Raw genomic sequence first — 26,845 nt, 5'->3', positions numbered from 1 at the left:
ATTGGCCTGGGCATCGTGCCCTGCTAAAGTCAATGTAACGTCCTCGTCTACCGACATAGAATTAACTTGCAAATCTTTGATAACCTCTAATTTACACTCCCGGATTAATCCCATATCACACGGCCCCGTTACCGTCACATCTTGATACACCATGTACGGAGTCGGAAAATAAGTAACCATAGTAATCTTATTGTCTGCCGCATAAGCCGCAGCGCCTAATAAAAATAAGCCCGCCATCATAATTATTTTTTTCATAATTAGTCCTCTCAAAAAATCAAGGTATATTACATATTATAAAACCAAAAAAGGCAAAATCAAGATTTATTCTCTTCTTTACGCCACAAAATCAATTTTAGTAACAAATACCTGGCTGCATAGCAGCAGGAAAAGGGGTATCCTCAAAAAAGCCCCGCTCCAAGGAGCAGGGCTTTTATAAAATCTATTTTACCACCAGTACGGAACGTCCATCTTTCTCTTCGGCATACGGATCAGGCTGTTGTTGGCCGTCTATGACCAGTAAATACTTATAAGTACCCGGAGCAATAGAAAGAGTGGTTTCCCACACGCCGTTTTTCTTACTTAAGGCGCGAGGTTTGGCCATCGTAAAGCCGCTCACCACCGCTACGTCTTTAGCTTCTCCAAAGTAACGGAAAGTCACTTGGCGGTATTTACTTTTTGGATTGACTTTAACAGAAACGCTCTCTTTGGGTTCTGTCGGCTTTGCGGCCGGCTTTGCCACCGGTGCCGGTTCTACCGTAGCAGGTTCCGATTTCACAGGTTCTTCTTTAACCGGTTCCGGCTCAGAGATTTTCGGCTGAGCAGGAGGAACCGTTTCCACAACCGTTGCTTGCGCGATTTCTACCACGTCTCCCGCGGCATCTTCTTCCACCAGTAGTGTTTCTTCTACTACTTTTGGTTCCCCCATAGGATCTTGCGGGGAAAGCAACATAGCAGACAGATTTTTATATAAGAAAAAACCAAATACACATAAGAGCACCACATCCACAATAATTAAAAACAGCCACAAATCTTTACTGCTGCGTTGGGCCGGAAGTTTTTCTTCTAATTCAGTTATTTCGGTTTGCTCTTGTTTTTCGTCTGCCATAAGTACCCTTTCAAAGAGCGGGCGAAGGGAATCGAACCCTCGTCTAGAGCTTGGGAAGCTCCCATTCTACCATTGAACCACGCCCGCAATAATTAATTTTGCATTACTATTATAGCAATTGTTTCTATTGGATGTACAAGCTATTTTTTACCAAATTGCGTGAGAATAAAATCTAATGCTGTTTTTTTATCGGTTACTTGCCCATCCACTTGTGCTAATGCCACCGCTTCCAAAATTTTCCCCACTTCGGGAGAAGGCCCGATAGATAAAGCTTTCATTACATCTCGTCCGTCTATTAATTTAGTGGGATGAATTTGTTTAGGATGATCAAAATATTTCTTCAACAGATAATTTAATACTTGCAAATGCCGCAGCGTCTTGCCCACGTTTTCAGTTTGTTTAGCTTTTTCCAAACTCATAACTCGGGCAGTACTCTTTGGAAGCATATTTTTTAGTTGAGCATCCGTTACGTAGCTGGTATAATCGGCCCAACATAAAAACAGCAGTGGCAATGCCGCCTCCGACAAATCACGGAAAAATTTATAAGCTCCCCGATCTGTGATTACATCGTTACTGGCCAAATTGCTGGGCCGTAAATGTTCCCCAATCATAGCACCAATCAAACGCATTTCTGCTTTGCTATAGTGTAATCGTTCTAAAATTTTATGCGCCATGGCTGCCCCTTTTTGTTCATGATAAAAAAAGCGCAACCGCCCCTCTTTCATCATAGCCGTAGTTGGTTTTGCTACGTCGTGCAACAGCACAGCCATTTTGAGCAAACTTTTTTGCTGGGCAACATCTTGTAACTTTTTAGCATACTTAGGAAAGGCCTTGTGCACATTTTCCAGTAGCCACTCTTCTCGCTTAAAACAATCTAACGTATGTTTCAAAACGCCACCTTTGCCGTAATAACACACAGCGCAGTTGCGTTGCGGGGTTAGTTCCGGAAACAGCACTTCCAACACTTTTGTTTGTTCCATACGCAAAATATGTTCATACGCACGCGGCGTTTGAAACAAACGGGTAAGCTCTTCTTGCACACGCTCCCCGGCACTTTGCACCAGTAAAGGCGCGTCTTTTTTAATTTGTTTTAAGGCAGAGGGCGTAATGGTAAATTTTAATTCTGCCGCATGCCGAAACACGCGCAAAATACGCAACGGATCATCTTGCAAGGCCTTGGGGGTATTGAGCCGAATGTGCTTAGCGGCTAAATCTTGCACCCCTTTTTTCAAATCAACGATGTATTTCTTTTGTAATTTTTGCAGGCAAACTTGGGCTTTCTGCCCCTTTACGGGAGTGATTTTTAAGGACAAGGGGGCCGTCACCGGATAAGCCAACGCATTAAAGGTAAAATCACGCCGGCGCAAATCTTCCGACAAATTTTTACCTTGAAAAGCTGTCAAATCAATTTGTAAATTTTCCCGACGGGTCACCAAACGCCAAACGCCAAATTCGGCATCCATTTCAAACACAGCAGCTTGCAGTTTTTTCCCTAAAGATAATGCGGCCGGCTTGACTCTTTCTTTAGGTAAAGCCAAATCAATGTCTCCGGACGGTTTTTTAAGCAAACTATCCCGCACCACACCGCCGACATAATAAGCATCCGGCACTACTTGGCGCAAAATAGCCGCTACGTCCGTCACGGTTATTTCTCCTCTTCTGGAGTTGCCTGACCGCTAGCAGTTTGCTCTTTTAATTTTGCTACCGCCATTTCACGTAGTTTACGTTTGAGCACTTTATTTAAGGCATTTTTAGGGAGTTTATCGACAAATTCAAAATCACGCGGACGTTTATAATTGTCCAAATTCAATTTTAAGAATTTGCGGAAATCATTATCGGTCAGGGTAGCGCCTTCCGTTTTGACGGCGTAACATTTAATAAACTCGCCACCTTTTCCATCCGGCACGCCAATAATAGCAGATTCTTCAATACCCTCACAAGAATTAATGATTGCCTCCACTTGGGCAGAAAATACTTTGAGCCCTTTAATGATAATCATGTCTTTCTTGCGGTCTTTAATGAAGATAAATCCGTCGTCATCAATAGCCACAATATCGCCTGTCTTAAACCAACCATCCTGCGTAAAAGCATCTTTGGTAGCTTGCGGATTGCCAAAATATCCGCGGAATACGTTGGGACCTTTTACACATAATTCCCCTTCACAGTTGCGCGGAACTTCTTTGCCCTCTTCATCTAATACAATCGTACTAACGGCCGGAATAGCAGGGCCGACAGATTTAATTTTTTGCAATTCTTCCGTGTTCACGCTCACCACGGGGCTGGTTTCGGTTAGGCCGTAACCTTCCAAAATTTTCACACCGATTTTCTGCTCGAACCGATCTTTAATTTCTTGTGTTAAAGGAGCCGCACCGGATACGGCAAAGCGCACATGCTTAAACGGCCAGAAACGCAAGTAGAGCTGTTTGAGCCCTTTGGCTTCTTTGGACAGCACCGCCAAAATTTGTGGCACTGCCAAAATGAGTGTTACGTTTTCACTACCCATCGCAGAAAGCCATGTTTTGGCCGGCATGACGTTGGCCACAATGACTACTTTCAAATTCAGATACAAAGGAATAACGACACACGTTGTCCATGCAAACGAGTGGAACATAGGCAATAAACACAAGAACACATCATCATCGTTAATCTTAAAAATTTGGGCACAAGAAATAACGTTACTGGCCAAATTGCCGTGCGTGACCATAGCTCCTTTGGGTTGGCCCGTAGTACCGGAAGTATACAAGATAAAAGCATCGTCTTCCGTACGAGCGCAGGCTCCGGCAGTTTCATCGTGGAAAGTAGATTTTTCAATCTGATCCCAAAATAATTGCACAAACGGTTTATCTTGGGCAGATTCCGGAATGGTATCTGTAGAGAAAATATATCTCAAATCCGGTAGTGACGGTTGTGCTTTCAAATAATGGCGGATAAATTCTTGTTGTGTTACTACTGCTTTGGCACCGGCATTATTCAAAATGAATTGGATCTCTTCTTGCTTGGTCACCATAAAGTTCATGGGAATACAAATAGCACCAATCTTATACAAACCGTAGTTCGCCACCACCACTTCAATAGAGTTGCGATGTACTACCGCCACGCGGTCCCCCTTACGAATGCCGTGTTCCCAAAACATATCGGCCGCGCGATCCACTTTCATCAATAATTCTGCATAAGTAACTTTCTTTCCGGTGGATGCTTCCACTAAGGCCACCTTTTCCGGTTGGCGAAATGCACTATCACTTAAAGATGTATACAGATCCTTCCTTCTAATCATGTTATAACCTCACATAAAAAAATCCCTTTATCTTATTGTAGCTTAAATTAGCCCTGGCGCGGGTCTAAAATATCGCGAAACCCATCTCCCAGCAAATTCCAACCTAGTACAAATAAGAAAATTGCTCCCCCCGGTACTACGACGGTGTACCAATACGCAAACGTGTTACTGCCACTACCTAATACCCAGTTACGCGCTAAGGCAATTAATTGCCCCCAATCGGCTGTGCCCGGTTGGGCTCCCAAGCCCAAGAAGGACAAAGAGGCGGCAGTCAATACAATATAGCCAATATCCAAGCTGGCCACCACAATAGACGGGTAAATGGAATTGGGCAGAATATGTCGTAGTAGTAACCGTGGCCCTCTTGCCCCTAATGCCTTGGAGGCTGTGACAAAATCCCGTTCTTTAACAGACAATACATCTCCCCGCACTAACCGCGCATACGAAGGCCATGCTACCGCCGTTAAAGCAATCATCATATTTTTAATATCAGGCCCCAACATGGCGGCAATTACCATAGCCAGTACCAGCGAAGGAACCGCAAACACGACATCCGTACAGCGCATAATAATCTCGTCTATCTTTCCGCCGAAATACGCCGCGGCACTTCCCAAAAAAAGTCCGATTAAAAAGGCAAAAAATGTAACCGAAATGCCAATCTTAAAAGCTAGCCGCGTTCCCCAAACGACTCCGTAATACAGATCATATTGTTGTTCGGTTGTTCCAAACCAATGTTGTGCAGACGGCGGTTGAGGCGCAATGTCATAGCTGCTTTGTGGCATTTGATACACGTCCTTGCCATGAGCGGGAGCCAGCACCGGAGCAAACAGAGCCACCCCGGCAAAAAAAGCCACTAATACAAATCCGCACAAGGAGGATTTGTTTTGCAAAATGCGTTTCCAAATACGTTTAGTCATGCAGTTTAATCCTCGGGTCCACCGCTGTGTATAAAATATCAGATAATAAATTACCTACCACAAAGAGCACGGCCACCATGAGTGAAAAACCCAGAATTCCCGCGATATCCAACTGTTGTGCCGCTGTTACTCCGAAGCGGCCAATGCCCGGATAATCAAAAATCGTTTCCACAATCACCGTGCCCCCTAGCAAACGGATAAATTGAATCCCCGCTAACGTAATAACCGGAATGATGGCATTTTTACCGGCGTGACGATAAATAACCGTTCGTTCGGGCAGGCCTTTAGCACGTGCGGTACGCACATAATCTTTATTTAATTCCTCTAACATAGAGGAGCGCATAACGCGCACCATTAAGGCAAAAGAACCCAAACATAGCGTTAATGCCGGTAAAAACAAATGCCGTAGCACATCTACAAATACACGCAAGTTACCGTTTAGCAAAGAATCTATCAATAAAAATCCGGTATAGTGATGAAAAGAGGGCAAGTGGATCGTTACGTCCGTTGATAAAGAATATCCGCCCGGTGGGAACCAACCTAACTTGCCGTAAAACAACATCAGTAGTAAAAGCCCCAACACAAAAATAGGTAAAGAAAATCCCCCCACGCTGATCAAACGCGCCAACTGATCTTGCCACTTATCTTTCTTCACCGCTGACACGGTGCCAAACCAGACGCCGAAAAACACCACCAACACAATCGTTACAAATGCTAGTTGTACCGTCGCCGGTAAATACTCTTTAATAGCTTGTTTCACCGGCATATTGGCGCTTTGGCTATAACCCAAATCACCGCTTATGACACCGGTTAGCCAGCGGCCGTATTGCTTAAACAAATTATCGCGCAAGCCATATTTTTGAATTATTTCTTCCATGGAACCCATTTGACGCGGATCTTTGATATACAGAGAAGCGCGCATTTCCGGGCTGAGCCGTTGCGTTAGGAAAAACAACAGAAAGGTGACGCCTAATACCACCAGTGGCAATAAAAGAAGTCTTCTGGCAATATACCGAATCATTTTATGGCTCCTTCTTCAAGGGCATACCGACTTTTTTGTTTGGCAAAAGGTAAGCGGTTACACGCACAACCATGCTCGTTTTTACCTACCGTCCACGAGCAAGGACGCATACAAATATCCTTCTCAAAATAAGCACAACGCGAGGCAAACGGACAGGGGCTTTTTTCAGCGCCTGATACCACCGCAGAGGCTTCTAATACTTGACGATTTTTCTGCAACGCAGGATTGGGCACCGGCACCGCTGACAACAAGGTTTCCGTATAGGGATGTTGCGGATTGCTAAACAGTTCTTCCGCAGGAGCACTCTCCACCAAACGTCCTTGGTACATAACCGCAATTCGGTCACACAAAAAACGTGCCACCGCAAAATCATGCGAAATAAACAATACGCTTAATTTACGCCGGCGGCTGATGTCTTTAAGTAAATTGAGTATTTGCGCCTGTACAGATACGTCTAAAGCCGACACGGGCTCATCGGCCACCAAAATGCGCGGCTCCAAAGCCAGTGCCCGCGCGATAGCTACCCGTTGCCGTTGCCCGCCGGAAAATTCATGCGGATAACGCGGGGCCATTTCCGCAGACAATCCTACAGACAAAAGCAATTCTTCCAATTTTTCTTTCCGTTCTTGACGATTGGGATATAAGTGATGAATATCCCACGGTTCACTAATAATTTGAGCCACATTCATACGCGGATCTAAACTGGAATAAGGATCCTGAAAGATGACCTGTAAAGAACGCCTTAAATTTTTAAAGCCGGCTTTGCTTAAGGTATTAAGTTCCTGTCCGTTTATTTTGACCGAACCGGCTTGATAAGATTCCAAGCCCAATATAATCTTAGCTAAAGTTGTTTTACCGCAACCGGATTCTCCCACTAAGCCCAAGATTTCCTGTTCTCCCACGGATACACTTACTCCGTGAAGCACTGTATTTTCTTCCGCCTTGCCACCTAACCACCCCCCGCGGCGATATGTTTTGACTACTTGTTTTACTTCGATAGGTAGCGTCATAATTCCTCCGCTCGCCAACACCGCACTTGGTGATTTCGCACCGAGTCTAAAGGCGGCAATTCTTGGCGACATTTTTCTGTCACATACGGACAGCGCGGGGCAAACGGACATCCTTGTTTTGGAAAACCGGGGGCTGGAGGATATCCTTCTATTGCGGGCAAATGATCCATTTTATGAGTTAAACTAACCAAAGACCCTAACAAACCTTTTGTGTACGGGTGCAAGGGCTTTGAAAATAACTCTTGTACGGACGCTTTTTCTACACAATGTCCACTATACAACACCAACACTTCATCGGCAATATCCGCCACCAGTGCCAGGTTATGAGTAATAAATACCGCAGACATTCCGCTTTGTCGTTGTAGTTGTTTAATCAGTTTCAAAATTTGTGCCTGAATGGTTACATCTAAAGCAGTGGTCGGCTCATCGGCAATTAATACTTCGGGATGCAAACATAAAGCCATAGCAATCATAATTCGCTGCCGTTGTCCGCCGGAAAACTGAAAAGGATATTCGTTCAAACGTTCTTTGGCTTGTGCAATACCTACTTTTTTAAGCAATCGCACCGCTATAGCACGTGCCTTCAACAGGCTAACGGACCGGTGAGCCAGGATAGTTTCAGTTAACTGTTTACCAATGGTGCGGATAGGATTCAAACTAGTCATGGGATCTTGGAACACCATGGCTATTTTATGACCGCGCAAGTGACGAAGCTCTTCATTGGGTAGCGTACAAATATCTTTCCCGCGATAGATGATTTTGCCGCCGGTGATATACACTCCGGGGGGCAACAATCTCAGTAAAGATAGGGCATGTAAGGTTTTTCCGCAACCGGATTCCCCTACTACCGCAAGTACTTGGCCTTTTTTCAATTGGTAGGACAAGCCTCGCACCACCGGCACGGAGTGGTCGCCTTTTCCTAAGGATACTTGTAGATTTTCTACGCTTAATACGGTATCTTCCTGCACAGCCATGTTTATATTATAGCAGTTTACAACTAGACAAATGGCCACAGTACTGACAAGAAATATGCGAGGCATCTTAACTGCTTAAATTGCAGTTAAAATATCATGGCAGTTGTTATCTCTAGGGGGGGTAGTCAAAGGTATGATTATTGTTTTTTAACCCAGCGCCAGAAATTATCTTCGAAATTGCTGGCATTGTTGTAGTGATACGAGCGGCCCATCGCTTTTTCTACAGAATAGGGCTGATAGACAGGCTTACCATCGGGACCGCGCATTGGAAATCCGGTCTTTGGATCACGCACTTGTTCCCCTTGGGCAATCAAACGGGTAAATTGCTCAAATTGCATACGATTGGAAGGAGAAGAACCTCCCGCCGGATTTAATAGAAAACGCACCATGGCGTAGGCTTGGAAATACCAATCTTGGGTCTTTCCGCGTCCTTCCATATAAGACAGAGAACCTTCTTGCATAAATTGGTCAAACGGCATCAAGTAGACGGGTCTGCCTTTTTTAGCTCTGAACGGGCCACTTCCCATATTGGAAGAAGAGCCAAACATGGCTGTAGAAGAAAACGTATTGACTTGACTTTGTTCGGACCGCTGAATATTCAACGTTTTCAAATCATGATTCCACGGCCCGCCTTTTGACCCGTTATATGCTTGATCTTCCATATACACAGCCAAGCCCTCATCCAGCCACGTAGGTGTCATAAGCTTGCCTGTTTTATATTTATCAAAAAATTTCTGTGTGAAGATGTGCACCAACTCATGCGTAAATACCTCTTTGAGTTCTTGTTGTTTGCCGGGCTCATCATACACTACAATTTCTCCGCGGGTCGGATACGCTAGTGCACGCGCCCACGCTTTGGCATTTGGCTCATATTTCAAATAGCTATTATGGTCCTGATACACAAATACCCGCACTTTATCTGACATCATCCACGGAATGTTTCGGCGCAACGTAGCATAGGCAGATTCAAAGGTCATGCCCATATTGGAAGAGCCAATTCCGCCTTCGCGTTTTTGGGTATAAATCACAAAATTAGTGCTGTTACTTTTAATCCATTCTACACCCGGGCGATATTCATTGGGATCATAGGGTCGGCGTGCGGTTGTAGTCGGCGTAGGAGGTACTTCTTGCGCAGAGATAGCCGCAGGGGGCGGAATAAACCGGCCGGAGGAATTTTCTTGTTTAGCTTGACGCAACATACGGGCGGCATAATCCAACTCTTCCTGTGCAATGGCTTCCGAGTTTGTTTCTCCCGAAACCGTTGGCTCTGCAGGCGTATCCGCAGGAGTAGCTACAGATGTAACCGGTACTCCTGTTTTTTCCCCTTCTGCCAAAGCATTATTCTGTTCAATATCTTTTTCCACGGCTGTAGGCGCCGGATCCGGAGCGGGAGTTGTCACCTTAGCCGGACGAGGCGCAGGCTTGATAGTAGGTTGAACTTGCGTTTTTACAACCGTTCCCGAAGATAAGGGCATTTCTAAATAGGACCCGGTACTCTTCGTTGGGGCGGGCTTGGCAGCCGTCGTATCAGTACTCGTACCGGAAGAAGATTGCGAAGTCGCAGCGACAGGAGCGACCGCTTTTACGCTGGAAGCACCGGCTGAACGTTTTAATAAATCAATACTGGAAGGAGGAGCTTCTACAGCATTACTAGCATCTACAGAGGTAGGATAGGATTGCGCTTGCAATCCCGCCAGTCCACTCAAGAAAATCAGTAACAATACCCACCCTGTCTTATGCATGCAAATCACTCTATTCCGTCTGCCTCATACTCAACCAGCCATTTGTCGTTTTTAGAAACAAAGCGCGCTGTAACTGTATAATCAGCTCCGCCGTAGGGATCGGCGATGTGGCATACATACTCCGATTGGGGTTGTTCTCCTTCTCTGTCTACATACATAATAGGAGAAGCATGAACTCCTTTCGTAGACAAATCGTTTAGAAAGGCCTCATCGCTTTTAGAAGCCCACAAGGCATTTACTTCCGCCATACACGATTCTATCAACATCTCGGCAGTTACCGCTCGGCGTGTTTTGCGAGCCGATGACGTACGAGACAGACTGGCTCTCAACAACATCGTAGCCATACCGGCCAAGATTATCGTAATCAATAAAACTTGCATTAAAGCAGCCCCTCGTTTATTCTTAATCATAACTCCTCCTTAATAGCCCATCGGGGCAGAAAATGTTTCGTTAATCACATCATTAATGATAGGGGTACTATCTAGTTCCGTAATCAAGCGTACGGTTAACAAATTCGGAGAATCTGCTCGACTGAAATTATCCCGTACAAACAACGGTACCGGATAATTGGGAGTAGTAGTCCCCTGCGGAATATATTTCACATTATTCAATACCAAATTGGATGATGTCATGGCTGAGTCAGGGCAGGAATAAGTATCTCCCTTTACGCGATAAATAGCTCCTCCGCGATAAGCTGAGGAAGGTACAATATTGGTATTATTATTCCCACGCACAAAGCAGTAGGTAATTTTTTTGGCTCCCGGGGCATTTGGATCCATCGCCACCGGAGTTACTCCGTCAGCTTGCACATTTTGTCCAATTTCTAAGAGTTTGATAGGAGTGGAATTGCTGGCCGTTATAATTCCCGTCGCATTTACCACCGTGGCAGAAGCCAAGTCCTTACGCAAGGTACGCACAAAAGAGGCTAAGTTATTACGCAACAATATTTTACTGCGACCGACGCCCCCTTCCCGCGCGGCAGAACGAGTCAAAGAGGCCAAAGCCACTCCGATTAGCCCAACTATCATCACGGCTAACAGCACCTCTGTTAGTGTAAAACCGCGACGCCCACTAATTAAAAAAGAGTTACTATTTTTTTTCATAGTTTAAACCCGTTACACTGTATGTCAAACTTAATAGAATAAGGAGAGCGAACCGGATAATACAACGTTCCTGATCCTAAATCTTCAAAACGTATTTTTTCATGCGGCATATTCTCTCCAGGTACTTGTGTTATCGTATAATGAAAATAAGAATTACTTGCGTTACAAATGGGAGGTAACAAGCAAGCGATGTCATGCTCCTGATCTGCCAACGGATTAGAATCGCCGCATAATCCCCCTTTCACATCAGCCGGAAGACTTCCGTATGCATAATCGGTTGGGTACACATATACCTGCATTTTATCCATCGCACGCTCTACCGCCAAAATCATTTCTTCTCGAATATCCGGCTGCGTACTGCGCCGAGAAGTAGACAGCAGTACACCAAAAGTACCCGTGGCAATCAGCGCAAGTAACAACAAAGCAATCAATCCTTCCAATAGGGTTACCCCTTTCTTATTTTGTAAAAAATATTTCTTCATATGTCTCTTATTCCTCTTCTGTATCGTGCACTTCCATGCTGTCTTTTAAAATATACATCTTATATGGGCTCATATATTTAGAACCCACCTGCTTGGCAAAAGCACTGCTATCGCCGGCGGCCGTAGCACTGACAGAAAGCGTTTGACCAGCCAGCTGACAGGAGGATTCGCTCGTATCATTAGCATTGCAAATATAGAATCGATACGGTAACCCCGCAAAATCTTTCCAATTTAAAAAGCCACACGCAAACAACTGGCTGGCATCTTCCGGCGATATAGAAGTCCCCGGAACGCCCGATGCCGCCGGATTTGTACAAGTATCGCTGCTCCAGCTTTGAGCCGAACCAATTTCAAAAGAAGTGGTTGGAAAATTTCCACCGCGGCTATATTCATAATACGAACGACGAGCCTCAGCCACTTTGCGCAAAGCCGCTTTCGCCCGCGCATTTTTGATATCAAACCGCACGGAACGGATAGCCGGCATCGCAAAACTAATTACCAAAGCGATCACCAACACCACAAACAGGATTTCCATCAATGTGAAACCCTTATCGCACGGATAAATAGTATTTCTTCTCATATATTTTTCCTCAATGTTGCTCAAACCCGTCACGGCTGGGGTGTGCATAGTATTTATACGTCTTATATTGACTGGGCAATGGGGCTGCACTATTCACTTGTACTAATGCCAAATAGGCATCATCCGGACCACACCCATTATTACAAACATAGTATGTAAAATAGCGATCTGTCCAACCAGAATTTTCCAAGTATCCACAATCAATCAGCGTGGTAGCTTGTACTGTACTATTCATGCGCGGACGATACCCACAACTTGCTTTTACATAACCTCCAAGCGGCGTATCGCTAAAAGATAAAGAAGGATAATCTACTTTGGCTCTATGCGCCGCAAAAGCCAACGCATCCGCTTTAGCTTTGGCCTGCGTCCAACGAGTTTCTGCAGCACTATTGCGGAGCTGAATGGTTACAAACACAGCCAAAATACCCACAATCGTTGCGGCTACCAGCAATTCAACTAATGTAAAACCCTTATCGTTGCGCATAATGTCTCCTCTTTTAATTATGGTGCAAAATACCGGATTTGTCAACCCATGCACAAGTATAGGAACTGTTAGCGTTGGAACCTGTCATACAAGCGACCGCTTCTCCCGTATTACAAGAACAATTGGCAGCTCCGGTTGTGCTGATGGCGAAACGATATCCTAAATACTGCCCGGAATTATCAATGGGAAATGAGGTCAAATAATTATTATACACCAGCCATGAAATGACGGTGGTCCCTGTTACGCTTTCACCAGAGCCAACTTCAAAAGAAGGTGATGTCCCACTATAAAAAACTGCTCCTCGCGTTACGCTACCAGACGTTAAATCAACTCCCGGGAAATCTTCTCGCACAATATTCACGCCATTTCCCAGTTCCATTAACACACCGCTAGCCGTCAAATACCGGTTTTTATCTTGGCTTTTGCGATAATTCGGAATGGCAAAAAGCACAACCAATGCCCCAATTAACACGACCGTTAACACTTCAATCAGCGTAAAACCTTTTCTCTCTTGAATATACATAGATCTCTCCTCTGTTTATTGACCGCCGATCTGGGACAATTTGAAGATAGGTAAGAAAATAGAGGCTACCACGATACCAATCAAAGAACCTACGCCTACGATTAGAATAGGATCGATTACCGCTGAGAATCGGGCGATAAATTGGTCCACATTATCGGAGTAAAACTTAGATAAGGTACCAATAATGCTAGGCAATTTACCAGATTCTTCACCCATCATCATCATTTCTGTCATAAGTCCCGGGAACACACCCGCTGCTCTAAAAGAATCTGAAATAGAACGACCAGCCGCCACTTCCGTCTTGGCCAGACGCAAAGCATTTTGAATAATTACGTTCGTATTAAATGATTCTTCCAATACTACAATAGCGTTCAAAATGGTGACACCGCTTCGCAAAAGGGTAGAAAGCGTGGTCAACATACGCGAATAGTAAATATTCCGCACAAACCCGCCGAAAATAGGCATCGTAATCATAAACGTATGCCAGCGTTTTTTGCCCTGCGGTGTTTTGATATAGAAACGGAAACCCAGCGCTAGCATAATCAGCACCACGATAATTAAAATACCGTGATTAATCAAAAAGCTGGATACCGCCAGCACCGTCACTGTCAACATAGGCAAATCAATATTAAAATCTTTAAAGATTTGCGCAAACGTCGGAACGATACCCAAAATAAAGTAAATTAATACGCCCACGGAGGCCACACACAGAATGGCCGGATACGTAATAGCGGTAATAATTTTACTTTTCATCGTTTCTTGCGTCTTAATATATTGGGAAATTTGATACAAAGTATCTGCCAAATTTCCGCCTACTTCCCCGGCTTCCACCAACGACAACCAAATGTTGTTAAATGTTTTCGGGTGTCGTGATAAAGCTGTATGCAAAGAGTTTCCGCCCACGATGTCTTTGGCCACTTGATTTAATACCATTCCCAGTTTCGGACTGGAAGAATATTCACTCAGTAGTGCAATGGCACGAGCCAACGGCACACCGCCGGCAATCAGGGTAGACAACTGCTCTGCAAAGAAGGCTAATACGTGCCCGGATACTTTTCCACCGACTTTCTTGGCACCCGCCGTTTTGCCGAATAAAGGAGCAGATCCTTCTTTAACTTCCAAAATAATAAAACCTTTGTTTTGCAAGGCGAAGATGACACGGTCCCGGCTCTCTGCATTGATGCTCCCTTTGCGAGTTTTACCAGTACTGTCCTTCACCACGTAACTATACTTTTGCATACGGCTTATTCCTCCGTAGTGATATTCAAAATTTCTTCTACTGTGGTTAGTCCTCTTACCACTTTGCGCCAACCGTTTCCGCGCAAGTTTAACACACCGCTTTCTTTTATTACTTTACGCATTTCAATTAAATCTTGCGTCTTGTAAATAATGTTGCGTAACTGTTCCGTGATACGGTACACTTCGTAAATAGCACGTCGACCCAGATACCCGGTGCCAACGCATTTGGGGCATCCGACTGCTTTATAAAAAGTCCACGTATTTACTTCCGTCGGATTAAAATGTCCTTCATTAATAATCTTGGCAATGGTAGATGGATCCGGTTGATACTGCATTTTACAATGTGGGCACAACATACGCACCAAGCGCTGAGCAGCCACCAATTCCAAAGAACTTGACAATAAGAATGGTTCCATTCCCATATCAATCAAACGGGGAATAGCTCCCAAAGCATCATTGGTGTGCAAAGTAGACAGCACCAAGTGACCTGTCAAAGCGGCTTTCAGACAAGCCTCAGCCGTTTCATTATCGCGGACCTCCCCTACCAGAATTACGTCCGGGTCCTGACGCAAGAAAGAACGCAGCCCCGCGGCAAATGTTAATCCGATTTGCGGCTTTACCTGCACCTGGCTGATACCGGCCAGTTTATATTCCACCGGGTCTTCCAACGTCATAAAGTTTAGTTCCGGCGTACGAATGGTCGTCAATACTGCATTTAACGTGGTAGATTTACCAGAACCGGTAGGACCGGTCAAGAAAATTAGTCCGTGTGGCAAGTTAGCAGCTTCCAAGAAGGCTTTTTTCTGCTCCGGTTCAAAGCCCAAGCGATCTACGTTCATCTCACTCGTACCACGGTCTAAGATACGAAGCACGAGTTTTTCTCCATACACTGCCGGACACACAGAGACACGGACCTCAATGGTACGGTTCTGAAATCTTATTCCGAAACTACCGTCCTGAGGCAAACGTTTTTCCGCGATATCCAGTTTAGATAAAATTTTAATACGGGAAATAATAGCTGCTACAGAATCTTTGGTTGGCGGCGTACGTTCGTACAAGGAACCGTCAATACGGAAACGCAAACTAACCCGTTCATCAAACAATTCCAAATGAATATCTGAAGTGCGTTCCGTGATGGCTTGTTTGAGCATCGCGTTTACTAATTTAATGTACTGAGAGGAATTTGCCGAATCTTTATCCAAATCCAAGTATCCGGCATCGATTTGCACGTCTTCGTCAGAGGCCGTAGAGGCAGTGCCTCCTTCGGACTCATTAACCACTTCTTCTAATAAATTTTTATGTCCGTAAAAAGAATCGATGACTGCTAAAATCTGGCTTTTACTGGCAATAAAAGGCTGTACTTCTTTTCCCGCCATCATGCGGATATTGTCTACTAAGAACAAGTTAGAAGGATCAAAAAACGCAGCTGCCAACTCATTATCTTCGATAAATAAAGGAACTACTAAGTTTTCCCGGGCGAACTTTTCGGGAATCAATTTTTGCAAATCTTGATCCCGTTCCGGAATTAAAATACCATTCTCTTTGCTTGCATAGGGAAGAGAAAAATGTTTGGCCAGCGCAGCGGTCACCTGTTCCTCGGTAGCAAATCCGAAACGGATAATCGCTTCCTGTACGGTCGTATTATTCTGCTTGGCATACAACTGGGAACGTTTGAGCTGTTCGGCGTCAATCAATCCTTGTCCAATTAAAATATCACTTAATTCATTTGCCATTTTATCTTCCCTTTATCAAAAAATCACCCTACTTATGGTAACCGCTTGCCCCCTTTGCAAGCAACAGAGGGCAAGCGAATGAAATAGACCGATTACTCGCTTATTCAGCCAAAATAGTCGGAGTAATAAAGATGACCAAATCAGTAGTGCTCTTAGAAGTACTGCGACTGGTGAACAACCATCCCAATATGGGAATATCACCGAGCAAGGGCACTTTGCGGGTTTGATCCGTTTCACGGGATGTTAACAACCCACCGATTACTACCGTCTGACCATTCTTTACACGCACCAGCGTAGAAGCTGCGCGGGTAGTGGTATCCTTCGTTCCGTCAAATCCAGAGCTGACTAAATCGGAATAAGAAGGTTGTACGTATAAGGTTACATAGCCTTCGCGGTTCACTTGCGGTGTAACTTGTAAAGTCAAACCGACCCGTTTTCTTTCGGCAGAGGATGTGGTCGCCACATCGGATTGATAACCACCCGTTGTGGTAAAACCAACCGTCGCATCGGTAGAAGTGGTAATGGTAGCTGTTTTATTGTTCAAGGTTACCACTTTCGGTTTTCCTAAATATTTTGCTTCACCGCGGGTCAGCAATGTTCTCAACACAATTTGGAAGGAGGAGAAATCTAATACACCACCTTGGCTTTCACTACCCGTACCGGATCCGCTACTACTGCTACTGGAACTGCCACCGGAGGAAGAGTTGTTGTTCGTAAGCGGGAAAATCCAGTCCCATCCGTGCATTTTAACTAAGTTTCCGTCTTTGTCTTCCATTTTACCGCGCATGTAATTGGAGTCAACAGTGCGTTTAGGACCTTTGAAGGAAACTAAGGTACCATCGGAACCACCATATTCGAAACCTAAGGTTAAACCGCTGGTTTTGCTTACTTCTACAATTTGCGCTTCAATTAAAATTTGGGGCGGTTTAATATCCAATTCAGCCAAAATGTTTTCCACTTGCGGGAATACTTCGGCCACGTCCGTAATAATTAATTTATTGGTGCGGGCATCAATGGCAATACGTCCCACCGGAGAAAGCATACTCTTAACAATACCAATAATCTCAGCAGAACCGCTATAAGCGTCTCCTCCTTGGGAGCTCCCGCCTCCTACAGACATTCCGCCTCCCATGTCACCGGAAGAGGTGGAAGATCCATAAATGCTTGAGCTGGACACATCCTGCGGCATAATGCTAGACAATTCGCTAGACGGAGAGCCGATAGACTGTAAAGAAATATAGCTCAGAGTATAAATCTTGGTAATTGTATCCGGGGCATCACTGGAACGTTTGGTAACTACGTAGCTATCACTTTTTCCAATACGTTGATAGGTTAACCCATGAACACGCAACAAAGTATCAAGCGCTTCACGCACCGTTACTTTTGTCAACGAAGCCGTTACTTTTTTATTAGCGAACTCTTCGCTCATGATAAAGTTAATCTGGGCTTGGGTGGTAATACTATTAAGAAATGCTGAAATAGGTACATTAGACACCCGAATAGAGACCTTGCGGTCTAACGGAGATCCGACTTCTGCTTCTTTATACAAATCAGATTCTCCGGATAACTTTACCGTTTCCTCAGCGGATACAGCGGTGGCTTCATCGGCAGCGGTTTGTGCTGCAACGCTAACCGGATACATACCGGCTGCAAACAATAAAGCCAAAAGAACTCCTAAGCGATTTTTCATCTATCCTCCTATAATTTTTTACAAATAATTTTACTTCAACTGCACTTTCTTAGTAAATTTTTGTCCTTTATACAAGAACACTACTCCATCAGGCTGTACGCTGATAATTTTAGCACCTAACACCGTACCACCTACCGAGTACACCTTATTACCAATAAAAACTTCTTCTCCGATAATACCATTAATTCGGATTTTTCCGCGAATTTCCTTAGAAGGATCTCGCAACCGTTCCAATTCCAGTTGGCGCAATCTTTCTATTTCCGCTAAGCGTTGTCTCTCTGCTTCCGACTTACGTTGTTTTTCCATTTCGATAGCACGCAAGCGATCTGCTTCGCGGCGTTTAATAGTGGCGATATCGGCAGGAGAGAGCGTCGGATCTCTGTCTGTAGACGGAGCATACGTCACTTTCACGGCCTTTTTGGCAACTGCAGGCGTTGTGGTTTCAGGTGCAGGTACCAAATCTTCTTTTGCAGTTTCCGGTACTACAGCGTCTGCTCCTTCCGCAACCGGTGCTGCTTCTTCCTTTGGTGCAACCACTTTCGCAGGGGCCTCAATGGGCTTTGCAGGAGCATTTTCTTTCAGTTTGTCAGCAAAAGTTTTCTTTGCTGCTTGAGACGGACGAGCCGCTTTTTTAGCCGGTGCTTTTTTAGGCGCAGCAACCGGAGGCGGCGCAGGAATTTCTTCCACCGCTACGGGCTCTTCTGGCGGCAGAGGAGCAGCAGTCTCCTCGCTGGGTAAATTTAAATCAGGTACTGCTGGGGCGAAATCGGCCGCCCAGCCCATAACCGCTCCACTCAAACAAAGACTTAAAATCACATAAAATCGGCGGTATATCATTTTTTACCCTCCGCTTTTTTGGTCTCTTCCTTAAACATGGTCTTAGCAATCTTTTCCTTTGGGAAAATGGTGTTAATTTGCATTTTAATATTATTAGAACCCAACGAATTTTCTTGCTTGTCAATGAAAAATTCAGAGACACGTAACATTTCATCTTTATTTTCAATACTGGCTAACAACTTGCCAAAATCGTGATAAGAAGCCTCAATGCTCACCGGCAAAGAAACAACCGTATATCCATTGTTACTGGTATTTTCCGATTGGGAAGAGCCAATAGACGGCTGAATAGGAGAGTCCTTAAAAATAGCCACCACTTGGCGCAATAACCAATCGTTTTTTGTTTCCAAATCCGGAAAGCGAGGTTCCAATTCCAACAATTTTTTCTTGTTTGTCAAATAAGCTTGTTCATTATTTTGTTGGGCATGGACTGCTTCAATTTGGCTGGCAATTCCGTTCTGCTGTTCGTGAAACATTGTATTCACGTAACGATAGGCAAAAATTAGCACAATAATCACAACCAGCTGTTTGAGGAATAACTTATAATTTCCTTCCTCTAATACCAGCTTAATATCTTTTAACCCTTTTTTTACAGAGTCCAGTAGTTTTACTGATTTTTTACCCTTTTTCATCTGGAAGCTCCTTTTTTATCACAGGTAAATATATAGGAGGTTTCTTTTTTAGCAGATTCAACATGCTTTCCGGCCGGTTTATCACCTGTCAATGCTAAATCACGATACTTGATCTCTCCCTGCGTTCCGCAGATATCTTTAATGGAAGATTTCTGCATCAAACGATCATAAAACTGTTTTCCTACCGTTAAATCTTGTTCCGAATTTCCGGTCTGGATACCGCCTTCTATTACAAGAGAACGGCCATCTCCCTTTTTGGCTGGAAATTCTTCTTTATAGGTCAATTTGGTAATCCATACCGCATTAGGAATGGACGAGGCGACATCAGACAAAATCGGCGTTAAATACTTCTGAGGAAGCACGCCTTCCAAGTTGGAATTTTGTGTCTTGATGCGAGACAAATTGCTTTGAATTTGTTGCGCCGTTAATCCTTGGAAATCCGCAATGGCTACTTTATTCTGTTTTTTCAAATCAGCCAATTTATTGTTTTCGGAATGCACTTCCCACCAGGTTTTTCCCAACAACCCCAATAAAACCAAGGCCACAAGTACTGTAATTTTCCAAAAAGTCAAGGATGCGCTGAATTCATAGTCACTCAAACGATTGCGTTTGATGAAATCCAAATCAGGCTCTTTGGAGTAGTAAAACTTGGTACTGGCCCCGATTGCAGCCATCTCTCCGGCAGATTTTGTTTCTACGCCATATACTTCACGCAAATCCCACCGCCGAACCGGTTTTTTAGAATCCGCCTCCAACAAAGCCACCCAGTTATCAATATCCGCCCCCATGATAACTGCTTCGTCAAAGGGATCCTTCTCTAGTTGCTTGCTAATAAATTCTGTACAGTTAGTAATTTCAAAACGACGCCGTTCTACCGGTGACATTCCTCCTATTTCCACTTCACGGAATAGGACGGGTGCATGTTGGTTGGTAAAGACAAAACTGGCCATATCGGTGCCGAAAAACGAATAAATACGACCTGAATCATCCACCGCTTCCTTATCATTCTCTGCAAAAGCACGACTCAATGACAAAGGAGCCGGTTCGATAGCAATAGGATCCAGTCCCACACTGCGCAAACCTTTCTCCAATTTTTCAATGGTAGATTTCGGAGTCATTGTAAAAATAACTCCTAAACGTTTTTGTTTACTAGCTGCGGTTTCCAGCTCATAAACATGGTAAGAATATAAGGTTTTTTCAAACGGAAAATGGATGTACTTACGAGCTTGCAAGGGAATTGCTTCTTTCCAATGTTTTCGCTCAATCACGGCGGGAACCACAAAGTGCCGCAACAAAGCAAAAGAAGCTGATAACGAGACCACTACTTTTGTATTATTCCATCGTTTTTTGGCAGCCACTTTAGTCAGTGGTTCTAACCAATTTTTTTCAGCAAAGAATCCGTCATTAAGTTCCAACGGTTTCAATTTGCTACGGTCTACTTCCGGTATAGGAATACGCAACAACGACTCCAGCACAGCTCCTCCCTCTTTCTGAGCGGTCTGTGCCAGATACATTTCATCCAAGCCTATGTACAATCCCAAGGCTTCGGGATGAGCCTTCATATTTTTTCCTATCAGCATTTCTGCAAAATTCATAAGCAAAATCCTTACTTATTTAGTTGCCATATTCATCATACGGCATATCATATGGGTTAGCGACCCCTTGAGCAGGAACATTTGCCTGCGTGTTGGCAGGCGCCGGTTGAGCCGCGTTATTAGTTCCACCATAGTTATTATAATCCACAGCAGCAGGAGCGGCTTGCGCATTATCGGTTGCAAACGGATCTACCGCTTCCGGTTCTGCGGCCGGTTCAGCTTCCGGTTCTGCAACTGCCGCACCCTTCATTACACGGTTAGGTTTGGTCCACAAACGAGCCGTTTTGTAATCCAACTTTGCAGCATCTGCGTTTTCCGTATCCTTTGCGGCTGCTTTAGCTTTGTCAGCAGCAGCTCCTTTGCAAGCTACTTCCACTTGGCGGCGTATCGTACGCTTGCCACCTTGCACGTCAGCGGCAGTTAAAGCCAAAGTGTAGGTACCGCAGGCCAGCTCAGGACCGATAATTCCTTTGCGTCCATTCCATACTATTTGATGGTAGACAGGTGAAAAACCTTCTAATTGGCGCACTACATAATAGGAACCGTCTGCCGCATGTTGTACCACTTGGAACACCCAATTATCCAACGGATTTTGGGTTTCAATTACAGAGAAATCTATAGCAAATGCTTCTCCGGCAGAAGGATCAATTTTATTGCTCACCGGCACAACAGCCATGCTGAGCATCGGCAATTTGCTTACAGAAGTGGCATCAGGCAATGCGGAAGGCAAATCTGCATCAAAATCAAATACGATAGAAACGCCTTCTAAATTGGCAAATTTGGCCGGAGGTTCTTGGTCAAATAGTCCCATATTGTAGCTGATTTTTCCGGAAGACAAACCTTTATGTACCAAGAAAGAATTTAAGGCCATGGCCTGGCGGATGCCCGAGAGCGTGATGTTATCCGTATAAGATCCCGGCGGTAAAATAATGTATCCGGCACCTTGTGTTAAGGCCATCAACGTATATACTTGATCCAGTACTGGCAAGGCTTCCGGACGGAATTTGTATCCGTTGAATAAGATTTCACTGTCTATATCAATGGCATCCGGCAATCCGTTGCGGAAATACACGCGTACGCCTTTTGTTTTTTCCAACTTAGCGATAGCGGCCGCTTTCATATTTTCTAATTTCTGGCTGGTATAAATTTGACGCGCTTTTAAGGCAGCCGGCGTGGTTAAATCTACAAAGGTAGAATTGGTTTGTTGTTGTTCCAATTTGGCTTCTTCTGTTTCTTGATCAGCCACCCCTTGCATTTTGAGTGCTTGCTCACGGGCTTGCTCTTTTAATAATTCTTGTTCCTTTTGGGCCAAAGCAGCTTGTGCGGCGGCTTCTTCTTGTGCTTTTTGAGCAGCCAAAGCAGCTTGTGCGGCGGCTTCTTCTTGTGCTTTTTGAGCAGCCAAAGCAGCGGCATCAGCTTGAGCGGTTGCCGGTGCTGCGGCTTCTTTTACTTCTTCCTCTATGGCAGCAGTTTCTGCATTTAACTGCTCTTCTAACACTGCAGGATCTTTGGCAGCTTCCAAGCGTTTTGCTTCCCCTTCTTTAAAATTCACATCTACTTCGATCGGGTCTTGAATACCGCCGATTCGGCTATGAATCAAATTCACGTACTTGTTTGCTTCTTCCACTTCAGCGCGGGAACCGTTCACCAAAACATCGATGAAAGCATCCATAGCTTCGTCATCTTTATTTTGAGCATAAAGCTGTTTCCCTTTTTCAAGTTGTTTCGCCGGGGAAACTGCCGCAAACACAGAGCCGCCGGCCAAAGCAAAAGCCAACAGCGTAACCAAAATTTTTTCTTTTGTAATAGTAATTATTTTCATAAGATTTTTATTTACTCTTCCTATCAAGCAAACACTCCTTCTACCATTATAGCAATTTCATTTCGTTTGTAAAGCATTTTTCAAAACTTTTTATCTATTTTAATTCATTCAAGCAAAAAATATCCTCGTTAGCAACCCCTCATTGCAGTTGCTCTAACCGCCGTAAAGCAATTTGATTTCGCGGATAATAAAACAGCACGTTGTTCAAGTAACGGCGGGCATCTGGGATGTCTTCTGCTTTTTGTAACAGAGATGCCAAAGCCAAATTAGCCGACAAATTATCCGGGTGTACGGCCAGTACTTGTTCTAATAATTCTTTTGACTTAATATCATTTCCTGTCAAACTAAAAAACCGCGCCAACAAAATAACTCCGTTAGCATCTTGCGGATAGTCTTCTATATATTTTTCCAGTTGTTCACGCAGTTTCTTAAAATTATTTTTCGAAGTACCGCGCAAGTTTTGGACTTTATCATAATATCCCTGCAACTGTGTAGCTTGCTCCAAAACAGCAGGTAATTCCTCTTTCGAGTCGTATAATTTTTTCAAACTGCTCAGCAAAGATTTATCTAATGTGTCTGTTTCTAACGCGTTTTTATAAATCGTTTTAGCATATTCTTTTTCGCCGCGTTTGAGATAAATAAATCCCACATCGTGCCACAATTGCGTATCGTACGGAAATAATTTTAATCCGCGCTCTAAGATAGTCAATGTATCGGCATCGGCGTAAATAATATCTTCCTGCACCAGTGCGGCCAGCATATCATATCCCATTAAATTAAACGGCGACAAACGCAAGGACTCTCGCAAATAACGCACTGTTTTGGCACGATCGTTTTGCCCAAGAGCCGCCAAAGCCGCCTGAAAATATACTTCGTCATGGTATGCTGCCGCAGAGATTGTTTTTTCAAAGGCTTCCAAGGCTTGCGCATATTTTCCTTCTTTCAAAAATAATTGCCCCAGTAGGTAACCCGCTTCACTATTCGCCCGATACAATCCAAGGGCTGTCGCCAAATCTTGTTGGGCGGCGGGTATATTTTGCATCGCTAAAGATTTTTGACCGCGGAAAGACACAAACTCACTGCGCAAGATTAAGCTCTGCCATATGACGATTAAAATAGTCCCTGCTAAAATAGCAAAGGCCACTGTTTTGGTTACCGGGTTAGACGAAATTTCTACATTTTTTTCGGCCCGACCGACACCGCTCACTTCCGCTCCGACCAACCACCAAAAGATAAACGCCGGCACAACCGCATGTAAAGAAATGTTGAGCATATTATCCACCAGCATCGCCAAGATGCCGCAGAACAAGGCCTGCAATAATTGCTTTTTATCTCCTTCTTTTTTATGCGCCGCAAAATCATGCACTTCCAAAAACAGTACCATAAACATAAACACAAATAACCCTAGCCCCACAATGCCGCCTTGAGCTAATTGAAAAAATAATTCGTTATGAGGAGATTGGGTGGTTGTTTTTAATTCACGCAAATTCGGATATATCAAAAGGGTATGCGGTTGTGTGCGAGCAAAAGCCGTCTGAAAATTTCCCAGCCCCGCACCCATGACCGGACGGTGCAGAAAAATATCTTTCGATACATTCCACATGTATAACCGTTGATGTAAGGAAGGAAAAATATTTTCCCGCGCTACATTGAGAGTGAAAGAAGCCGGCGTTACTTGCGCCACTTCGGATACACGATTGACCACCGCTTCACGCGTACTTTGTACAAAGACAGGCAAATAGGTAACTGCTATGCCTAACACAACTAACCAAAACACGCGTCCTTTCCGTTGCCAAATGAGCGTACGCAGTGTGCCAAACATCCACATCATCAGTAGCCCCGCTCCGGCGGCTATCCAGCAGGAACGGCATAATCCGAAAGATAAATAAAACAAATACACCAACACCAAAAAACCATACACGCAAATATCTTTGCGACTTTCGGTGCGCATGTAATACACCAGTAGCGCCGGCAGTAACATCACCACAAAAGAAGATAAAAAGTTAGGATTTCCGAACGTGGAAAATGCTTTGCTGGCAAACTGTTGCATATCAAACGGCCATAAAATATCGAGTCCAAATCCTTGAAAAACACCGTACATGCACGCAAGAGCACAAGCAATAAAACTCAGCACCAGTACATTTTCTTGAGTGAGTTTGCGCAAAATACGACTACCCAACCAAATGCCAGTCGCCCATAACACAAGCCCATACACATCAAACATGTGCGACCACAAACCACTTCCGGCAGGAGTAGACTTCAACCACGGCAGTAATAACCACATCGCGCCCCACACAATAAACAACATGATGTAGTTAGTTTTGCTTTCAATCACTCCGCTGAATATAATATTTTTACTCAGCATGTACGCACCCAAAGCCACCACCAAAAGCAAAGTACCAAAATTTAACAAATTAAAAAATAATGTCTGGCGCATATATTGCGGCGCAGCTGACACGGCAGAAAGCCAGCTGACAATGCACGCCAACACGTAGAGCAAAAAAGCTAAATCAAAAAAAGTATGGGTAAAATGTAGCACGCCTTCCCGCAAAAAACGTACCGCAGAGATTCCGTACATGGCGGCCAGCAAAACATATAATAACACACTTTGAATGGTAAAAGGATTGGTAGTTAAATCCGTAAAAAACAATAAAGGGACCATCAAAAAACAAGCAGATAATAAAAAGCGCAGTGTTTTAAAATACCATGTTTCAGATGCAGCATTCACTAAAGGCAACATATTTTCCCCCTGCGAGAATTTTCTACACTGTACAGATTTTTGATTGTATATATTGTAGTTTTTTAAGAAAAAAAGAACAAGACGGAAATAAAGAGGAGATCCTAGGTTACTACCCCTCTGGATGACGTGGAGAAAAGACAATGAGAAATAACGCAAGAAGAGGGGCGGAGCGATACTAGCAAGTAGGTCGGGTTCACACCCGACCTACTCTGCCTACTTTTCAACAACATTCTGATATAAAAAGTTAGTTGCAATACGTAGGCCCTGAATATGGTATTTCATCACTACAGACACCGTCTGCCACACAAAAATGTCTTATGCTCCATGGATTTAACGTCTGACATTGCCATATTGTGTAACGCTTTTTTCCTTGTATGCAGTCTCCATATTCTACCTTCACAGTCGTTCCATTTTGTGCCTGTTCATAAGTACAGTAAGCAGCAAGACGAATGTCTTCTCCGAGTGAACCACATGGAACTTTTTCTGACGACGGTCCCTGAATTTGAACCCAATGCTGGTTCGTGGTGCTACAACGGAGTGATCTGTAGGAACAACTCTCGTTGTCAAACATACAGCTTGCGCTACCACCGTAGGTCGCAATTGTTCCTTCAGAATCAAAATAGTACTTTTGACCTGCGAGACTTCCTGACGTTATCGTAAAATAATCCTGCCCATAACAGCGTTGCCCGATATAAAATGTTCCCTTGTTCGGACATTCAGTTGTTGATTCCGGACATCCCTGAGCCGCCAGTACTTGATATGTAGAACCGCCTGCTTCCTTCCGGCTTACCCAAGCCAAGCTACCCGTACAATCGGATGGAGCTAACGGAATATCATTGCCCCCCAACACCAACCCGTTGGCACTATCTTCAGCGTTAAACAGTATGCTTGGTCCACCTGTAATCGTCAGTGTACCCAAATTAATCTTAGGGGATCGAATCCAAGTATGGGTTGGCAAACTACCGATTTTAGAATCGTTTAAGAACAAAGCATAGCCGCCTGTTACCTCTAACGAAGGACTACCCCCACTATTAATCTGTAAATCCGTAGCAGGGATATTCACACGACCTGTTCGGGCATCAATATCCTGAGTAACACTTAGCCCATCTGTCGTTGTAAGCGTGGAACTTTGGCGCACCGTAAACACATCGCTTACGTTTACGTTTCCGCGAGAAGTTATCCCCTCCGTAAGGCGCAACTGTTCAAACAACCCCAAACGGGACGGATTGAACGAAATACTACTAATTTGTTCTTCTGCCTGCACAACTGCGGCACAGAATAACAAAATCGCTAAAAATGCAATTTGTTTTTTCATATAGGCTCCTTGGGTTAAATAAGTCCTTAT

General features: G+C 44.2%; 24 protein-coding genes and 1 tRNA gene. All 25 read right to left on the bottom strand.

Going from position 1 to position 26,845, the window contains the following annotated elements; all coding sequences use genetic code 11:
* Positions 1-255: hypothetical protein (locus tag IKN49_01650; GenBank protein ID MBR3631760.1), on the bottom strand; the 255-nt coding region annotated here is incomplete at its 3' end.
* Between the two features lie 184 nt (positions 256-439).
* Complete coding sequence (locus IKN49_01645) at positions 440-1,105, bottom strand: hypothetical protein (protein ID MBR3631759.1); 666 nt, start codon at positions 1,103-1,105, stop codon at positions 440-442.
* A gap of 16 nt (positions 1,106-1,121) precedes the next feature.
* A tRNA-Gly gene (locus IKN49_01640) sits at positions 1,122-1,192 on the bottom strand.
* Positions 1,193-1,245: 53 nt separating this feature from the next.
* A complete protein-coding gene (locus IKN49_01635) occupies positions 1,246-2,748 on the bottom strand; it encodes a CCA tRNA nucleotidyltransferase (protein ID MBR3631758.1) in 1,503 nt (500 codons plus the stop codon).
* A 2-nt stretch (positions 2,749-2,750) separates the two neighbouring features.
* On the bottom strand, positions 2,751-4,379 hold the full coding sequence (locus IKN49_01630; GenBank protein ID MBR3631757.1) for an AMP-binding protein: 1,629 nt from the start codon (positions 4,377-4,379) through the stop codon (positions 2,751-2,753).
* Between the two features lie 47 nt (positions 4,380-4,426).
* Positions 4,427-5,296 (bottom strand): ABC transporter permease, encoded by an 870-nt coding sequence (locus tag IKN49_01625; GenBank protein MBR3631756.1) that lies wholly within the window; start codon positions 5,294-5,296, stop codon positions 4,427-4,429.
* The gene (locus tag IKN49_01620; protein ID MBR3631755.1) at positions 5,289-6,317 is read right to left on the bottom strand and encodes an ABC transporter permease; all 1,029 of its coding nucleotides are present in this window, start codon (positions 6,315-6,317) and stop codon (positions 5,289-5,291) included. Before IKN49_01620 ends, IKN49_01625 begins: the two co-directional genes overlap by 8 nt.
* Entirely contained in the window at positions 6,314-7,327 is a 1,014-nt protein-coding gene (locus tag IKN49_01615) for an ABC transporter ATP-binding protein (GenBank protein ID MBR3631754.1), read from the bottom strand. The genes IKN49_01620 and IKN49_01615 overlap by 4 nt, the downstream gene beginning before the upstream one ends.
* The gene (locus tag IKN49_01610; protein ID MBR3631753.1) at positions 7,324-8,301 is read right to left on the bottom strand and encodes an ABC transporter ATP-binding protein; all 978 of its coding nucleotides are present in this window, start codon (positions 8,299-8,301) and stop codon (positions 7,324-7,326) included. The genes IKN49_01615 and IKN49_01610 overlap by 4 nt, the downstream gene beginning before the upstream one ends.
* A gap of 137 nt (positions 8,302-8,438) precedes the next feature.
* On the bottom strand, positions 8,439-10,043 hold the full coding sequence (locus tag IKN49_01605) for a hypothetical protein (GenBank protein MBR3631752.1): 1,605 nt from the start codon (positions 10,041-10,043) through the stop codon (positions 8,439-8,441).
* Positions 10,044-10,048: 5 nt separating this feature from the next.
* A complete protein-coding gene (locus IKN49_01600) occupies positions 10,049-10,453 on the bottom strand; it encodes a type II secretion system protein (GenBank protein ID MBR3631751.1) in 405 nt (134 codons plus the stop codon).
* 9 nt (positions 10,454-10,462) lie between these two features.
* Positions 10,463-11,146, bottom strand: coding sequence for a prepilin-type N-terminal cleavage/methylation domain-containing protein (locus IKN49_01595; protein ID MBR3631750.1), 684 nt, complete (start codon positions 11,144-11,146; stop codon positions 10,463-10,465).
* Positions 11,143-11,628 carry a prepilin-type N-terminal cleavage/methylation domain-containing protein gene (locus IKN49_01590; protein ID MBR3631749.1) on the bottom strand — a complete coding sequence of 162 codons (486 nt, stop codon included), beginning with the start codon at positions 11,626-11,628 and terminating at the stop codon, positions 11,143-11,145. Before IKN49_01590 ends, IKN49_01595 begins: the two co-directional genes overlap by 4 nt.
* 7 nt (positions 11,629-11,635) lie before the next feature.
* Positions 11,636-12,208, bottom strand: coding sequence for a type II secretion system protein (locus tag IKN49_01585; protein MBR3631748.1), 573 nt, complete (start codon positions 12,206-12,208; stop codon positions 11,636-11,638).
* Between the two features lie 10 nt (positions 12,209-12,218).
* Entirely contained in the window at positions 12,219-12,692 is a 474-nt protein-coding gene (locus IKN49_01580) for a prepilin-type N-terminal cleavage/methylation domain-containing protein (GenBank protein MBR3631747.1), read from the bottom strand.
* Between the two features lie 13 nt (positions 12,693-12,705).
* Positions 12,706-13,215: a type II secretion system protein gene (locus IKN49_01575; GenBank protein MBR3631746.1), complete on the bottom strand. Its 510-nt coding sequence runs from the start codon at positions 13,213-13,215 to the stop codon at positions 12,706-12,708.
* A gap of 15 nt (positions 13,216-13,230) precedes the next feature.
* Positions 13,231-14,454 carry a type II secretion system F family protein gene (locus IKN49_01570; GenBank protein MBR3631745.1) on the bottom strand — a complete coding sequence of 408 codons (1,224 nt, stop codon included), beginning with the start codon at positions 14,452-14,454 and terminating at the stop codon, positions 13,231-13,233.
* Positions 14,455-14,459: 5 nt separating this feature from the next.
* On the bottom strand, positions 14,460-16,187 hold the full coding sequence (gene tadA / locus IKN49_01565; GenBank protein ID MBR3631744.1) for a Flp pilus assembly complex ATPase component TadA: 1,728 nt from the start codon (positions 16,185-16,187) through the stop codon (positions 14,460-14,462).
* Between the two features lie 100 nt (positions 16,188-16,287).
* Positions 16,288-17,877, bottom strand: coding sequence for a hypothetical protein (locus IKN49_01560; protein ID MBR3631743.1), 1,590 nt, complete (start codon positions 17,875-17,877; stop codon positions 16,288-16,290).
* 30 nt (positions 17,878-17,907) lie between these two features.
* The gene (locus tag IKN49_01555) at positions 17,908-18,660 is read right to left on the bottom strand and encodes a hypothetical protein (GenBank protein MBR3631742.1); all 753 of its coding nucleotides are present in this window, start codon (positions 18,658-18,660) and stop codon (positions 17,908-17,910) included.
* A gap of 50 nt (positions 18,661-18,710) precedes the next feature.
* Positions 18,711-19,343, bottom strand: coding sequence for a hypothetical protein (locus IKN49_01550; GenBank protein MBR3631741.1), 633 nt, complete (start codon positions 19,341-19,343; stop codon positions 18,711-18,713).
* Positions 19,340-20,938 (bottom strand): hypothetical protein, encoded by a 1,599-nt coding sequence (locus IKN49_01545; GenBank protein ID MBR3631740.1) that lies wholly within the window; start codon positions 20,936-20,938, stop codon positions 19,340-19,342. The genes IKN49_01550 and IKN49_01545 overlap by 4 nt, the downstream gene beginning before the upstream one ends.
* Before the next feature lie 19 nt (positions 20,939-20,957).
* Positions 20,958-22,760 (bottom strand): hypothetical protein, encoded by a 1,803-nt coding sequence (locus tag IKN49_01540; protein MBR3631739.1) that lies wholly within the window; start codon positions 22,758-22,760, stop codon positions 20,958-20,960.
* A gap of 139 nt (positions 22,761-22,899) precedes the next feature.
* Entirely contained in the window at positions 22,900-25,500 is a 2,601-nt protein-coding gene (locus tag IKN49_01535) for an O-antigen ligase family protein (GenBank protein ID MBR3631738.1), read from the bottom strand.
* A gap of 244 nt (positions 25,501-25,744) precedes the next feature.
* Positions 25,745-26,815: a hypothetical protein gene (locus IKN49_01530; protein MBR3631737.1), complete on the bottom strand. Its 1,071-nt coding sequence runs from the start codon at positions 26,813-26,815 to the stop codon at positions 25,745-25,747.
* Positions 26,816-26,845: the final 30 nt, after the last annotated feature.

It is taken from the genome of Elusimicrobiaceae bacterium (assembly GCA_017528825.1).
GTDB lineage: Bacteria > Elusimicrobiota > Elusimicrobia > Elusimicrobiales > Elusimicrobiaceae > Avelusimicrobium.
This window is presented reverse-complemented; position numbering and strand designations above follow the sequence as displayed.